The organism is Lelliottia nimipressuralis (assembly GCF_041464075.1).
Classification (GTDB): Bacteria; Pseudomonadota; Gammaproteobacteria; order Enterobacterales; family Enterobacteriaceae; genus Enterobacter; species Enterobacter nimipressuralis.
Genome location: NZ_CP167172.1, coordinates 2474454 through 2487995 on the forward strand (window position 1 = coordinate 2474454; position 13542 = coordinate 2487995).

The window sequence follows — 13542 nt, forward strand, 5'->3', positions numbered from 1 at the left end:
CTTCCTTCTGTGGCTGGTTTGTTTTGGTCTGGCTGTGCTTTGCTATTGGAGTCATGCTGGCGCGCTTGACGCTTTCTGTCTGGTATCGGGTTATCTCGTCTCTGGTCACGGCGCGCACTCCCCAATAATGATCAGCCCCTTCTCTCCCCAAAGTTTTGTCACCCGGCCATCCCAGACGCGGCTGTCGTCGTCGAAAATGGCATCGAGTAACGCTTTTTCCAGGTTGTCTTTATCCGGTTTCTGCTGATGAGCCTGGCCGTTGAGTTGCGCTCGCTTCTTCTGGCTCCAGCTTTTTGGCATGGGAATGATGAAGGTGACGTGATAACCGGATTCAGGCAGACGGATCCCGAGCAGGCGCACTTCGGCTTTGAAAGCCCAATATGCTGCTGTGGCCGGACGTTTTACCCACCTGTCCCGTTGAATCATGCGAGGCTTGCTGACGGGCGTGATATCGTAAATATTCATACTTTCACGAGCCCCTCTTTCAGCCAGATAACCTGCGTGCGAGCCATGCCTTCCAGCGCGCACTCCTTTGCATATTCGGCATCGACCAGACGCGTACGGCGATCAATCTCGTCGTGGCAGTTGCTGCATGCGATGGTGGCGATCAGGTCAGGCGGCTTGAATCCTGTTCCGCACAGCCCCGCCAGGCGGATATGAGCCAGTACAGATGTCTCAGGATTGCCGTTGCACACGCCTGGGATGCGTACCTGACATTCGCGACCGCGTGCCGCCTTGCATAAATTAGCCATGTGCCCTCCGCGCCGCGAGACGCAGCCATTTCTGATCTACCAGGCTGGCGGTATAGCCTTTCAGAGTCGGGATGTCGGACGGCTTAACCGCTGACTTACGCTGGCGGCGTGCCGGAACGCGGAAGATTTCGTTGTTGATGACGCGGGAAAGTGGAGTCGACATCAGGCCTCCTGCTTATCGCGCAGCCGCTGATATTCACAACTCTGCGGAATGGTCAGGTGACAGCCGATGTTCATCGCCCAGGCTTCGACTTTGCACAGGAAGATGTACATCTCGCCGGTTTCCAGATCGGCGGTGTGGCGGAGGGATTGGACCGTGGTTACCTCCCCGGACACGACGTCTACGCGGTCTTTGCTTTCGTAGCCGAGATAGGTGTGCTTCATCGCGTCTTTGACCCACTCAGGCTTAGCGAAGGTCTTGCCGCGGGCAATGAGGTATTCGCTGATTTCGCCATACCACAAATGTGAAAGGCTATTCTGAGACAGGCTTCGCTTCTCGCGCCACGGCTTAACCTGCAAGCGAAAGCATTGCCCGGCATCCAGCAATGGCTGAATCTGCTGGCCGATGGCCGCGAAGTTACCGCGATGGAGTTTGATGCCGTCTACTGGCAGAGTCATACGGCCTCCATAATAGAAACCGCAGAATGCAGAAAATCGCAGGTGCATTTCTGCATCTGTGACAAAGTGAGGAGTTCAGATTGTGGTCGCATTTAAGTCCCCTTAAATGCGCAGAAGTCACCGGAGTTGTTCAGGCTCCGATGACTTAATTATGGCGGGATGATTATGGAAAATCAAAGTTAATCTTGATCTGCGGCCTCTACCCTTGTTGACTTAAAAATCCCTTTGCTTGCTAATTTATTAATGAGGAAAAATGCACAGAAATTAGACAACGCATAAGATATTGCGACTAAACGAGCGCTCATCCTTTGCTTATCTGGAGTTGCAAAAGGCAACTCCCTCATAAACTGGAGGCTCTTTATCCCATCAACAAAAAGTGGAGTTATAGATGACAAATTCATCGCGTCATAAAAATTAACCAATTCTGGCGTAATATTACTCAGCAATCTCTCAATCTTATCTACATCCTCTGTTGTCATAACCCTCTGTATGTCGTGTGCATATTGATTTCTTAAAGAATTGATGGCGGACATGACATCTGCTAGAGGAACCGGTAGACCAAGTGCTACGCATAACTCAAGTTTAGGTGCGAAATACTTTCTTGATGCGTAAACATACTTGCTAGTTTCTGGATCGCGTACATTGTCGATGTAAACAACAAGAAAGTTTTCGAGTATGAGCGATAATTTAGTAAGAACAGCAGACTCATCATTTACACTCAGCAAAGGGGCATAATGTTTTGGGTCCAAGAAGAACCCAAAGTCGTGCTCAATTTTGACGTTATAAGTAAATTCTTCAGTCACTTATTTTACTCCTATAATCAAACTTGCAGAGCTACGCTTGGCAAATTTTAGGGTACTGTTTGATTTCTTAATAATTTTAAGTAAATACTCACCCTACCCATTTTTTCTGGTTCATCTTATTAAAGTCCAATCCCGGGTGATGAGTCCTGTGGTTTACGAATCTCTTTTTTCTGCAATTCCTTAACCTTCAGCCATAACTGTCCTGAGACAATTATTTTTCCTAACGCCTCAACTAGTGCCTCTTGATCCCAGCAATCAGTTCTCTCTCCCATGAACTCAATAGTAAAGGGATACCCATCAGGAGCTTGCTCCCAGCGTGCTATTGAGGCATTCAAGCCATTTTTAAGAAGGACATTTAACGTGCCGGAACGGCCCTTATTATCAAGAGCTAGTTCCCCATCTTGCTCCTTCATGGTATAGCTCCTGGCAAATTCAATGAGAGGGCTAATTTTTTTTTCAAATCTTGCAATAGTGAAAAGACCATCTGTCTCCGCTGATAGCTCACCATTTAGCGAAGCAAAAACACTTTCGACGCTTTGACGATTCGCCTCAACTTGGCTCGCATGATCCATGCCTGTTTTTATAAGCTCTTTAAAATTAAACATTTCCCCCCCCTCTCTTACATATACAGCCGATCACTGGCATGTGATCGATGAAACTCTTATTATCCATTATGGCAGTGCGGATTTTGTCGGTCAAAACGACTCCTGTTTCTGACTCCTTGAGAAACCAGGGCCCCGTATGTAAAAAGTGTCCAGAAAAGATAATTTGATCGAACGTAGACCAATTGTTGCGATTACCTGCTTTACTGTAACAGGTTCCTAAATCATGTTGATGTTCATCAAATGTGAAAGGTGTCCTTGCGGAAAGAGCTTTCCAAAAAGGATTGTATAACCAATAAGTGGGCTCTGAAAGCACTAAAGTTCGGTCGTTTGTTGCATGTATATTTTTAAATAAACTTTGGGAGTAAGGTTCATCATTATAATCCCCCATTAATATAACTTGCTTGCCATTACCAATATAATTTTCAACATTAAGCCGCAAACCTTTTGAGCATTCCTCCCTAAAATCATCAGCTATTTTCCTAAGCCGACTAGGCCAATGCGAGATAAAAACATTGACAACATTAGAGAAATCATCATTAATAAAAATCAATAACTGTTGAGCTACTTTTACTATAGAAGTTCCTAACCTTGCCGTATGGGCAACACCTGTTTCAACAATAACTTTCTCTGGATTAAAAAAATATCCTATATCAAATTCTGCGCCATTATCTGTTTTGTCAGGCATAAATTCAGCATCCAAGAATAAGCCAATAGCGTCAAGAGAGTTTTTTATACATAAAAATGACTCGTTGTTTACTTCACATAAAGCTAAAAATGAAATCCCTTTTGTATTAAAAAGGTCTGATATGACTTCCACGGCCTCAGCTATATTTTCAATCGCGCACTTATTTTTTACACCAGGAGGTGAAATCGCACAATTCCAAAATGCAAAATGAAATTCCAAAAAAACCCCCATTAAATATTAATTGCATTCCGAACCCAAAGTTAATAACAAGGAAAATAACAGTAAAAAAAATAAAAAATAATGTATTCTACGAAAGCTGTAAGTAACTCTTACGTACATAGCAGTATTTGCTAATTGTTAAATTCCATAGTTCTACAATCCTTTTGAAGAGTATAACGTCTTTTCTCAGCAAGCAAGTGAACTATATCCTTAAAGACATATATAACCACTCTCAACTGAGTTCGAACAGTCATGCTCATCTCACACCATCCCGTTCGACTTATTGCGGTTGTATTTGGCCTGCAGCAACTGGATCGGCGTCGGCCCGTGCTCGGTAGCCGGTGCGGAAATTGCCCGGCGTACCGGCGGCACTGGCTTGCCATCGGTGACGCGCTTCTCCCACATATCCAGCAGATCACCCGCCTCGCGTGCAAGCTCACCATGCGTCAACTGGCGCTCTGTGCTGCGGTGACGCAGTTCGACGCAGATGTGGTACATGACCGGCTGAGACCAAGGGAATTGCTCGCTGGATGTAAATTCGAACGAACGGTTACGCCAGTCCCAGTATTCGGCGATCACCTGGTCAACGGTGATACCAAGCACCCCGCCGCTCTGCTTGCACCAGGAGACAAACTGACCCGGAGAAGGCAGGAATGGTCGCTCCTGTCGGCGGGCAATACGCATACCGGCATCGACCTGAGCCATTGAGTGGATCCCGTTCTCCTGAAACGCCAGCAGCCACTGACGGCGGAATTCGTTCAGGTCTTCCTGGGTGCGGAAGTTCGCCATGCTGGCCGGGAACGCGGCGCGCAGCTCGTTGAACAGCTTGTTGAATACCTGCGCCACCTGCTCGACCGGTGCGCGATCCTGGTACTGCTCTGGCAGGTTATGGGCCATGCGGCTCATCTGCTCGCGGTCGTGGTTACGCATCTGCTCTGCAAGAGATTTCATCGCATCACCTCATAGGCCCAGTCAGTGTTGTTGAAGTCAAGATCCGGCTTGGTGGCTGTTTTGACAGCGAACTTCGGCTTAAAAAGTCCCTGGTAACCGTTCGCAATACTGGTGTTGATCACGTCGACCGGGTTGTGTCCGTCTTCCAGGCACTCTTTCAGCAGCTTGAATGCCTTCGTGACGGTCAGCTCAGTTTTGATCGGCTTGCCAGACTGTTTGCGGTAAGCAACCCATTCCTGCCAGGCGGTTTGATTTAGCCACTCAGGAACGTCAACACTAAGCGGATCAAACTTGTCCTTCCCCCTTGGGGGATTAGAGGGGGTATTAGGTTTTATATTTGTCTTTGGAAGAATGTCTTTGGTGTTCCCTGTTTTCAGGGATACCTCTCCCTGTTTTTGGGGATTGTTATCCCTGTTTTCAGGGATGGTTTGTGGGGTGATTTTGCTATCCCCGATTTCAGGGATGGTAATAACCTGCGTTACAACTTCAGCGACCGGGAAACTGACCGGGCACTTTGCACATTTTGGCTTTGTGTAAGCCCAGCTATCCAGGAACGTGTTGATCCCGATGTAACGTGTCTGCCCGATTCTGCGCATCTTAATGATGTTGCGATAAGCCAGGCTGAGCACAGCTTCAGAAACGTGCTTAACGGCCAGTCTGGTTTTATCTGCAATGAGACTGTTGGTGATCCGGTCCTCTTTCTTGGACCAGCCATACGTCAGGCGAACAATAGCATTCAGCACGCGGAACTCGCGCCCAGAAAGCTCTACGAAACACAGGGCATCCTGAATCTGGTTAGCAAGGCGAAGATAGCCATTTTCCAGATCTGCCATGCGATTCTCCTGCTGCGCCGGTTGTTGCGCAGGGAATTTGATTACTTTGGCGGTGTTTGCCATAATTACTCCCGTTACTTGGCGTAACACAGTGTTTGGAAGGCCTTTGAAGTTACCGCTTCAAGGGCTTTTTCTTTTCTGCTGCCTCTCACATGACCCCCAGCATCGACGTGACCATCGTCATCAGCGGCCCTACCTGCTCCGGCATGAGGCGGAACAGCGACGCTATACCCTCACTTACCTCTTTCAGCTTCTGATGCTCTGGTGCGTCCAGCAGCACGGCCTGTTTAGCCTCGGCGAGTTCTTTCTCGGCCTCAGCCAGGCGAGACATTTTGCAATCGGCACCGATTAGGCGAGTGCGATACTCAACCGGCAGGACCGCCATGATTGCGGGCGTCAGTTGGCGCACGTTCTCGCGGTACTGCTCGGAGTCGAAGCGGTTATCCAGGAAGCGAAACAGCTTCTGTCGGGCCCGGCTGATATCTTCCGGAAAGCTGATAGCTGTCCCGCCCTGCTCCCGGTACTCGTTGATGATCAGCGCGGAGACAACGTCCTGATTGTCCAGTGCCGCCGACCAGGCACGCACCGCATCGCGGATCTTTTCGTGGTCTGGCGCCACTTTGGCTTGAGCGCGGTTTATCATCGCTCCCGGGTTTATTCCGGTATTGTGTTGATACGCAAGTGAATGCATAGCTTTCCCTTTCGTGGTTAGGACCGCCGGTCAGGCGGCTTTTGGTTTGCTGATTTCAAGGATCTGGTTCTCGGTAAACTGGCCACCAGATGCAGCTGCGATTTTTGACGCATAGCCTGTTTCGCCGGTGTAATCGGTACGCGGCAAGCAACCGCTGTTAATCCACTTGTAGATAGCGCGGGGAGTGCGCCCGCAAGCCTTCGCCACCACCGGTACACGGATTTGCTTGATGATGTCGCCAAGGTTCTTAGGTTGCATTTGTTAACCCTCAAATTGAACTGTAAGTACATATTATGTCGGAACTGATAGTTCACGCAAGTGATATTATGATTGAACCTATGGTTCAAGAAGAAAAAGCGCGTATAGAGTTTTCCCAACGGCTAGCGCTGGCCTGCGATAAAGCTGGTTTACCTGCTCATGGACGTCAGGCTGAAATTGCCAAACGAATGAAGCTCACGCCTAAAGCGGTAAGCAAGTGGTTCAATGGGGAAGCTATTCCAAGACGTGGGAAGCTGCAGGATCTGGCGGTTATCATTGGCACGTCCGCGTCTTACCTGTTAGGCGATAGTGCAGCAGATGGCATATCTGAAGGGCATATGGCGATGAGGGACGATTCTTTCCGTGTAGACGTGTTCGATATTCAGGCTAGTGCTGGGCAGGGAGTTCTCGTGCGAGATGAATTCATTGAGACAATCAGATCTATAGAGTATTCAAACGAAGAAGCTCGCGCCGTCTTTGGCGGCCGCCCTGCAGACCATATTAAAATGATTGCAGTTAACGGCGATTCGATGTCAGGAACATTTGAGCCTCGCGATCAGATATTCGTTGACGTCAGCATCGACTGCTTTGACGGTGACGGCATATATATTTTCGTTCTGGATAATGATCTTTATATAAAGCGCCTACAAAAGCAGCACAAAAAATTAGCAGTGATTTCAGACAATAAAAAATATGAGACCTGGTATATCGAGGACGGTGATTTTTCATCTCTCCGTATCTGCGCGAAAGTTCTAGTAAGCCAGTCCAGAGCATACAGATTTCATAGCTGAGGAAGTTGAGCATGGAAGCAAGTAGGGTTACAGATCTTAGTGATGGAAGCGTCTTGTACGAGCTAGGCGATCACCTTATCACCTGCAAATTAAGCCACGATAAACGGTGGCAGTTTGGGGCTTTTAAACGTGATGAAAGTAACCTCAGAGATGACACTCTGGCGGTTTTGAAGAATGAACAATTCATGTTTATGGTTAAGCTTGGCGGGAAGTTCTCTCCGAAACCTCAATGTATAGCTGTAAACGGACGCTTCTTCTTTTCTGTCCACACCGGCAGAGACAACAACATGGCTGCAGCCATAGTCATGGATAACGCCGCGAAAGAACTATTCAAGATAGAAACATCCACTCACCTCATTAGTTCGGCTATATCTGAATTTGGCCGCTACATAGCCCTATCGTTTGCTGGCAGCAAAAACAAAGATGATTTCTACGCCAACCGGCTTGAGGTAATAAACATTGATACCGGGGAAGTGTTGATGTCGGTTATCAAAACTGATTTCCTTCAATACGCCGAATTGTCAGTTGTTGAGCCAGACGGCGGACTTTTTGCAACTTTCAACGGTCGCACAAGACTTGTTGATGTGACGAACCTCTAATAAATCACACCAGCGCTAATCCTCCTCGCCTGTATTAATAAAAAAATCAAAAATATTTCTCCTTAAAGTTCATAAAGATAATTCCATATGAACTTTCCATACACATCAAATGTACTTTTGGTACTTTACATGAATGAACTATTGGTACATTATCAATCCATCGAAACGAAACATCGACAGCTGAGCGAAGTTAGCCAGCGGCGGACAGCAAGTCGCCTGCTTTTTAACAACATGCAGATTTACAGCGTCAATGACCTGTTAAGACCCCTACACGTAAACGTGCAGTATCACCGGGTGCGATCCGGTCGGTGAGAGAGTATCCCCGCGCGAGAGCGAGAACGGCGTGAGAACGGGCAACACTGGCAGGGAGTTGGCGCTGACCAATACAGGGAATGTTTTGGGATTGGATGAATGCGCAGGCTGATGCGCGACCGATGTATTCACAGCGCCCATGGCAAGCCGTAACCAACCGGCGCCTCAAGACAGTGTCACTGGTGGTGCGGGCGCTCTAACCAGTAAGCCGGAGATCAGCGCCGGCCATCCAATCGCCAAAGCATTTCTCCCGCATCAGCGGGTAACGACAGAGCCAGCCTCAAGCACCGGGTGCCGATGCTTGGTGATGGTAATACTGCCATCTCAACCGTACAGGAGACGATGATCCTGTTCTGGTTGGATTGGAAAAGTCTTCTTGGCCCGCCAGCGCGCGGGCATTTTTTTGGAGGTTGCATGTTTGCTACTGATATCTCACTGAAATACGGCACTCATCAGCCAGAGACGATTCTGGAAACAATGCCGATTGAGGAAGCCTCCGAAATCATCAAGGAGAAGCTTCGTGATGAAGTTCGCCAGGAAATCGAGTGCGAGTATGGCGATCGCCTTTTTGAGGCTGAAGAAGAGGCTTCAAACTGGGAAAGCAGAGCTGACGACTATGAAAGCGATGCAACTTGGCTGGCTAAGGCCATAAGAGAGGCTTTTGAATCTGCCGACTTTGAAGATGCAAAGCTGATCCTCGAGCGAGCTATGCACGACCATAAAGACTATTTCTGAAGACCCGCCACGGCGGGTTTTTTCATACCTCAGTCGCTTCACCGAGGCGGCTTAGTTATGACAACCGGCGGCCATCCACCGCCCATTAGCGCAGAAGTCTTGTATTAACCGTTCCGTTCGCCGCGATAAGGCCAAGAGGATTTATGAGCAACCCAATCACAGTAGGTTTTTCAGGCCTGACGAAGCGAATTTTCGCGGGTCGGTCAAAGCCAGGTAAATTGGCGCCCGGCGTTCGTCAGTTCATTGGCGAGAAGTTTGATGTGACAGACGAGGCTGTTTTCGCTGTAGCGCACCTGATGGTTGCTCGCGATGACATCATTGTTATACCTCTGCCGAATGGCGACGAGATTCACCTCCGCGGCGACATCAAAGAAAAGCGGGAGGCATCATGACTGTCACCCACAACGGCAAGCACTATACCGCCAAAAAGCTCAACGATAACGAGTGGCAGCTGACGTCGGTATCGAAACCTCGCGAAAAGCTGACGATGAACCGCTGGCAGATGCATATCGCTGGTCTCCTGGAACAGGTTGAGGTGAAGGTATGATGCACCACTATGGGTATGTAGAAGTTAACCGTGGCGCCGTTCAGCCAGGTATGCTTGTAAAGCACAAAGATGGCATGTGGACAGCATCAGCCAACAAGCGCGGCAAGCTCTATCTTCACCGCGGCTGTGAACGCACTTTTACCAAAGAATTGCTCGTTGAGGTCTATCTCGACGGGCGTGGGAATGGCCTGAGCAATTAGGTAATCACTTATTAGGACCATGGGGCGCGAGCTTAAACTCAAGGTGATACAGCTTTCCATCGGGTGCCTGGAAGTCGACCTCGAAAGAACCCGGCGGATTGAATGGATCAGGTGCATTTCTTGCGATGCACGTAGAGCGCCACGCAATATGACCATTCTTGCCTAAGCCAAGCGATCGTGACTTCCACCAGTCATACCATGACTGATCGTTTGGCTGGTCACTTCCCTTTTCTCTCACAAACCAATGATTTCGCTTCGAGCGCCAGCCCATTTCTTTGGTTGGGTACATCGGTGTTGTCATCTTTTTATCAATCAGCATTTGATTACCTTAGTTGTTGCCGCTGGGCTAACGACATTCTGCGCCAGCTTGCTGATTAATCAAGTTTTCACATTGAAATGGCCAGGCTGGCTTTATGCGGCCGGGCTTCGCACGCACTTTTTAAGGAGTCTATATGCAACCTTATAAGCGATTAACCTCTGAACGCCTGGCAAGTTTGCCAGCAGGATCCCGTCTCAAACTTGGTGGACAGGTCATCAAGCTGACCGGGCGCGGGTCATTCACTAACAGCGCCGGGCGCACTGAAAGCATGATCGAATATGTCGATTCGCGCGGTGTGCCGGGCAGTTTTTCCGAAAGCATCTTTCTCGACTCGGCCACTGAGCACCTCAACTCGGTAATGTGCGCCTGGTGCGGCGCGCGTCGACACAAAAGCGATTGCAACGTGCAGACCGTTTCTACTTACATGTCGACGAAACAAGAACACTTCTGCATCGATAAAAAATGTGCAGAGAAACACTTAAATCAGAACCCCTCACGCGCCAAAAATTCACGGAGAACGAGATGGTAACTCAGCAGAACGGATTGCTGATGGTTGCCCTGCTCTGCCTGCTGTATGACCTGCAGCCGGCAGACCTCGAGTCTCTGGCCCACCAGCTCGCTGAATTTGACGCAGTTAACGACCACATTACGGAGATGAAGCATGTTGCGAGTCATTGATACAGAAACGACCAGCCTGGAAGGCAGCGTGCTGGAGATTGCCAGCGTTGATATCGTCGACGGTGTTATCTGCAACCCGATGAGCGACTTCGTGAAGCCCACCGAGGCAATCAGCTTTGAGGCAATGGCTATCCACCACATTACAGAAGATATGGTCGCTGATGCCCCGCTGATTAGCGAAGTTATCCATCGTTACCTTGGCGCGCAGGCTTACGTTGCGCACAACGCGAAATTCGATAAGTCGAAGCTTCCACAAATTGACGGCCCCTGGATCTGTACAGCAAAGCTGGCTCGCGTCCTTCTCCCAGATCACCAAAGCCACAGTAATCAGTACCTCCGTTACAGCCTGGGTCTTAAACCTGAACTACCCGAAGGCCTGTATGCGCACCGCGCGCTCTATGACTGCTACGTCACCGCTGAATTGCTTTTGTATATGGGCCGCCTGGCGAAGTGGACGATGGGCGAAATGCGCGCAATTTCAAACAACCCGTCACTGATAAAAGCGATCCGCTTCGGTAAGCACAAAGGGCTGACGTTCGAGGAGATTGCGAAGGTCGACCCGGGCTATCTGCGCTGGCTGTCCAGCAGCAGCGACGATGAAGACATCCTCTTCACCATCAAACACTGGCTTAAGGGGTGATTTATGGCGGTGATGACTCTCATCCTTGCCGATTCCGGGTATGGCAAGACGTATAGCCTCCGCAACGTTAACCCGGAAAATGCCATTCTGGCACGCTGTATTCGTAAAGCCCTCCCTTTCCGTAACACTGGCTGGAAACTTCACGGCAAACGCCTTCCGGATAACTCCATCCAGCGCGGAAACGTGGTCGATATCCGCAATGGCCGGCATCTTCTTGACGTTATTCGTAACGCCGCGCAAAGCAGCCGAAAGATGCTGATCATCGATGACTTTCAGGCTGTCATGCAGCACGAGAACATGGATCGAGCCTACGAGACTGGCTACACCAAGTTCACCGAAATGGCGGAGCACGCCTGGCGCATCATCGAAGCCGCCACCCAACTACCTGACGACTTCCGCGTCTATTTCCTCGCTCATACCGAAGAGAGTGAAGGAAAAATCAGAATGAAGACCGTCGGCAAGATGCTTAACGAAAAGCTCACACCCGAAGGCTACTTCCCTATCGTTCTGCGCATCATCAAGCGCGACGGCAGACACCTTTTCCTGTTGAAGGGCGACGACAACGACACCGTGAAATGTCCTCCTGACCTGTTCGGGCCAGAAGTGACTGACATGGATAACGACCTGGCCGCGTTCGACAACGCAATTTCTGAATTCACTGATTTATAAGAGAGATAACGATGAACCAACCAATCAGCTTTACCTGGAACCAGCAGTCGGCAGAAGCAGCACTCAAAGCAGGATCTTCCGCTGGCATTTCTGAAACCGGCGCATACGAGGGGATCATCACCTCTGCTGTGTATGAGTTCGGCAAGGATGGCTCACAGTCGCAGGCGCTTGTTCTTTCGCTCGACGCTGACGGCCAGAAAGCTAACTTCCTGCGTATCAATTTCCTCGGTCGTGACGGCAGCCAGACGTTCGGTATGGGCCTGATTGCCGCCATTATGTGGGTCGCGCAGGTTAAAGACGCTCAGGCGCAACAGCGCCAGGGGCAAAGCGGGCCTGAATGGTGCCTTCCAGCGCTGGAAGGTAAGCGTGTCGGCTTGTTTCTGCAAAAGCTCCTCACTACCAAGCAGGATGGCAGTGACAGCTACAAATTTGAAGTGCGCCATGTATTCCAGCCTGGCTCGCGCCTTACCTACAAAGAATTCACCGATAAAACGGCAGCCGAAGCGATCGCTACGCTTGAGCGCACCATGAAAGATAAAGATGACCGCAAGCCTCACGATTCTTCACGCGGCGACTGGGGTGCATCTTCGAATAACAATAGTGGCTGGGGCAACAATCAGCATGACCCTAACGCGGTCCCTGACTCTCGCCTGCAGCAGGCTAATCGCCAGCTTGCGCAAAGCAATCAAAACCCTCAGTTCGACGATGACATCCCCTTCTGAAAGGCATCGCTATGACTCACGCTCACGACGACATCAGGGTTGGCAATCTGAGCCTTCCCTTCATTGGTAACGGCTGGCTAATGCCATGGGGTGAAGTGGTCAGCAATCCATTAAAGGCGCAGCGGCCCGCTGAGGAATATCGGGAAAGGCAGGAGGCAGCATGATTCATTTTCACGGCGGCCCTATTACGCCGGACACATGCGCGCTGAAGGCATGGAAAGGCAGACACGCCTTCATCTCCTTCGCTAACCCCGGCCAGATTAACCTGGCATCGGAAGTTACCCAGTCATTCGCTCTGGATAACGGCGCGTTCAGCTTCTGGACAAAGAATCGTGTTATTGACTGGAACGAGTATTACCGCTTCGTTGAACGCTGGGGTAACCATCCTCGTTTCGCGTTCGCTGTTATCCCAGATGTTATCGGAGGCACCAGCGAAGAGAATGACGCGCTTATTGCTGAATGGCCTCACGGGAAAGTCGTCGGCGCGCCGGTGTATCACTTTAACGAGCCAGACGAGCGCTTTATTCGTTTGTGTCATGAGTTTCCGCGGGTATGCATCGGTAGCATGGGTGAATACGACGCGAAGCGCCCGCGCTCATGTCGGGCAAAGTTACGCGATCTCATCCGCCACGTTGTCGACATAAACGGTTATCCGATAACAAAGCTTCACGGCCTGCGCATGCTGAACGCCGATATCTTCCGCCATATTCCGCTGTCGTCAGCCGACAGCACTAATGTGGCGCGCAACATCGGAATCGACAAGGCGTGGGATAAATCTGCATACGCGCCGGCAAGCAAAGAAACACGCGCTTCGGTGCTGGTCGAACGCATTGAAGCATTTAACTCTGCAAGTTCGCTGAATTACGACGCAGAACGCGATCGGTTCACTCCGCAACTTGCTTTCGAGGTGTAATT

25 protein-coding genes are annotated in these 13542 nt (G+C 49.9%); 13 read left to right on the forward strand and 12 right to left on the reverse strand.

Annotation, left to right across the window (positions count from 1 at the left end; translation table 11 throughout):
• Positions 1–105: 105 nt before the first annotated feature.
• The 11 genes from ACB496_RS11665 to ACB496_RS11715 form a co-directional block, all read right to left on the reverse strand.
• A complete protein-coding gene (locus ACB496_RS11665) occupies positions 106–465 on the reverse strand; it encodes a RusA family crossover junction endodeoxyribonuclease (protein ID WP_371972588.1) in 360 nt (119 codons plus the stop codon).
• The gene (locus ACB496_RS11670) at positions 462–752 is read right to left on the reverse strand and encodes a DUF1364 domain-containing protein (protein ID WP_371972589.1); all 291 of its coding nucleotides are present in this window, start codon (positions 750–752) and stop codon (positions 462–464) included. Before ACB496_RS11670 ends, ACB496_RS11665 begins: the two co-directional genes overlap by 4 nt.
• Positions 745–915, reverse strand: a complete 171-nt coding sequence (locus tag ACB496_RS11675) for a NinE family protein (RefSeq protein WP_371972590.1) — start codon at positions 913–915, stop codon at positions 745–747. The genes ACB496_RS11670 and ACB496_RS11675 overlap by 8 nt, the downstream gene beginning before the upstream one ends.
• Positions 915–1370 carry a YbcN family protein gene (locus tag ACB496_RS11680; protein ID WP_371972591.1) on the reverse strand — a complete coding sequence of 152 codons (456 nt, stop codon included), beginning with the start codon at positions 1368–1370 and terminating at the stop codon, positions 915–917. The genes ACB496_RS11675 and ACB496_RS11680 overlap by 1 nt, the downstream gene beginning before the upstream one ends.
• A 179-nt stretch (positions 1371–1549) precedes the next feature.
• A complete protein-coding gene (locus ACB496_RS11685) occupies positions 1550–2173 on the reverse strand; it encodes a hypothetical protein (protein WP_371972592.1) in 624 nt (207 codons plus the stop codon).
• Between the two features lie 119 nt (positions 2174–2292).
• Positions 2293–2778, reverse strand: coding sequence for a hypothetical protein (locus ACB496_RS11690; protein WP_371972593.1), 486 nt, complete (start codon positions 2776–2778; stop codon positions 2293–2295).
• The gene (locus tag ACB496_RS11695; RefSeq protein WP_371972594.1) at positions 2771–3682 is read right to left on the reverse strand and encodes a hypothetical protein; all 912 of its coding nucleotides are present in this window, start codon (positions 3680–3682) and stop codon (positions 2771–2773) included. Before ACB496_RS11695 ends, ACB496_RS11690 begins: the two co-directional genes overlap by 8 nt.
• A 261-nt stretch (positions 3683–3943) precedes the next feature.
• Positions 3944–4633 carry a replication protein P gene (locus ACB496_RS11700; protein WP_371972595.1) on the reverse strand — a complete coding sequence of 230 codons (690 nt, stop codon included), beginning with the start codon at positions 4631–4633 and terminating at the stop codon, positions 3944–3946.
• Positions 4630–5529, reverse strand: coding sequence for a replication protein (locus ACB496_RS11705; protein WP_371972596.1), 900 nt, complete (start codon positions 5527–5529; stop codon positions 4630–4632). Before ACB496_RS11705 ends, ACB496_RS11700 begins: the two co-directional genes overlap by 4 nt.
• A gap of 85 nt (positions 5530–5614) precedes the next feature.
• Positions 5615–6157: a toxin YdaT family protein gene (locus ACB496_RS11710; protein ID WP_371972597.1), complete on the reverse strand. Its 543-nt coding sequence runs from the start codon at positions 6155–6157 to the stop codon at positions 5615–5617.
• A 30-nt stretch (positions 6158–6187) separates the two neighbouring features.
• A complete protein-coding gene (locus ACB496_RS11715) occupies positions 6188–6415 on the reverse strand; it encodes a hypothetical protein (protein ID WP_033817243.1) in 228 nt (75 codons plus the stop codon).
• A gap of 68 nt (positions 6416–6483) precedes the next feature.
• On the opposite strand from ACB496_RS11715, the gene ACB496_RS11720 reads away from it, so the two are divergent.
• The 6 genes from ACB496_RS11720 (at position 6484) to ACB496_RS11745 (ending at position 9599) form a co-directional block, all read left to right on the forward strand.
• Positions 6484–7206, forward strand: a complete 723-nt coding sequence (locus ACB496_RS11720) for an XRE family transcriptional regulator (RefSeq protein ID WP_371972598.1) — start codon at positions 6484–6486, stop codon at positions 7204–7206.
• Between the two features lie 11 nt (positions 7207–7217).
• Entirely contained in the window at positions 7218–7805 is a 588-nt protein-coding gene (locus tag ACB496_RS11725) for a hypothetical protein (RefSeq protein WP_371972599.1), read from the forward strand.
• Positions 7806–8459: 654 nt separating this feature from the next.
• Positions 8460–8852: a hypothetical protein gene (locus tag ACB496_RS11730; protein ID WP_371972600.1), complete on the forward strand. Its 393-nt coding sequence runs from the start codon at positions 8460–8462 to the stop codon at positions 8850–8852.
• A gap of 143 nt (positions 8853–8995) precedes the next feature.
• Positions 8996–9244 (forward strand): hypothetical protein, encoded by a 249-nt coding sequence (locus ACB496_RS11735; RefSeq protein ID WP_371972601.1) that lies wholly within the window; start codon positions 8996–8998, stop codon positions 9242–9244.
• On the forward strand, positions 9241–9399 hold the full coding sequence (locus ACB496_RS11740; protein WP_371972602.1) for a hypothetical protein: 159 nt from the start codon (positions 9241–9243) through the stop codon (positions 9397–9399). The genes ACB496_RS11735 and ACB496_RS11740 overlap by 4 nt, the downstream gene beginning before the upstream one ends.
• Positions 9396–9599: a cell division inhibitor protein gene (locus ACB496_RS11745; protein ID WP_194513834.1), complete on the forward strand. Its 204-nt coding sequence runs from the start codon at positions 9396–9398 to the stop codon at positions 9597–9599. Before ACB496_RS11740 ends, ACB496_RS11745 begins: the two co-directional genes overlap by 4 nt.
• 4 nt (positions 9600–9603) lie before the next feature.
• Here ACB496_RS11745 and ACB496_RS11750 read toward each other — a convergent pair whose 3' ends face one another.
• Entirely contained in the window at positions 9604–9918 is a 315-nt protein-coding gene (locus ACB496_RS11750) for a hypothetical protein (RefSeq protein ID WP_371972603.1), read from the reverse strand.
• A gap of 133 nt (positions 9919–10051) precedes the next feature.
• On the opposite strand from ACB496_RS11750, the gene ACB496_RS11755 reads away from it, so the two are divergent.
• Genes ACB496_RS11755 through ACB496_RS11785 form a run of 7 tightly spaced genes read left to right on the forward strand, consistent with a single transcriptional unit; the run spans position 10052 to position 13540 of the window.
• On the forward strand, positions 10052–10447 hold the full coding sequence (locus ACB496_RS11755; protein WP_371972604.1) for a hypothetical protein: 396 nt from the start codon (positions 10052–10054) through the stop codon (positions 10445–10447).
• Positions 10441–10596 carry a hypothetical protein gene (locus tag ACB496_RS11760; protein WP_371972605.1) on the forward strand — a complete coding sequence of 52 codons (156 nt, stop codon included), beginning with the start codon at positions 10441–10443 and terminating at the stop codon, positions 10594–10596. The genes ACB496_RS11755 and ACB496_RS11760 overlap by 7 nt, the downstream gene beginning before the upstream one ends.
• A complete protein-coding gene (gene exoX / locus ACB496_RS11765) occupies positions 10580–11236 on the forward strand; it encodes an exodeoxyribonuclease X (protein ID WP_371972606.1) in 657 nt (218 codons plus the stop codon). Before ACB496_RS11760 ends, exoX begins: the two co-directional genes overlap by 17 nt.
• 3 nt (positions 11237–11239) lie before the next feature.
• The gene (locus ACB496_RS11770) at positions 11240–11905 is read left to right on the forward strand and encodes an ATP-binding protein (RefSeq protein ID WP_194513837.1); all 666 of its coding nucleotides are present in this window, start codon (positions 11240–11242) and stop codon (positions 11903–11905) included.
• 11 nt (positions 11906–11916) lie between these two features.
• Positions 11917–12627, forward strand: coding sequence for a hypothetical protein (locus ACB496_RS11775; protein ID WP_371972607.1), 711 nt, complete (start codon positions 11917–11919; stop codon positions 12625–12627).
• A gap of 11 nt (positions 12628–12638) precedes the next feature.
• Positions 12639–12791 (forward strand): DUF1317 family protein, encoded by a 153-nt coding sequence (locus ACB496_RS11780; RefSeq protein WP_371972608.1) that lies wholly within the window; start codon positions 12639–12641, stop codon positions 12789–12791.
• A complete protein-coding gene (locus tag ACB496_RS11785) occupies positions 12788–13540 on the forward strand; it encodes a hypothetical protein (protein ID WP_371972609.1) in 753 nt (250 codons plus the stop codon). The genes ACB496_RS11780 and ACB496_RS11785 overlap by 4 nt, the downstream gene beginning before the upstream one ends.
• Positions 13541–13542: the final 2 nt, after the last annotated feature.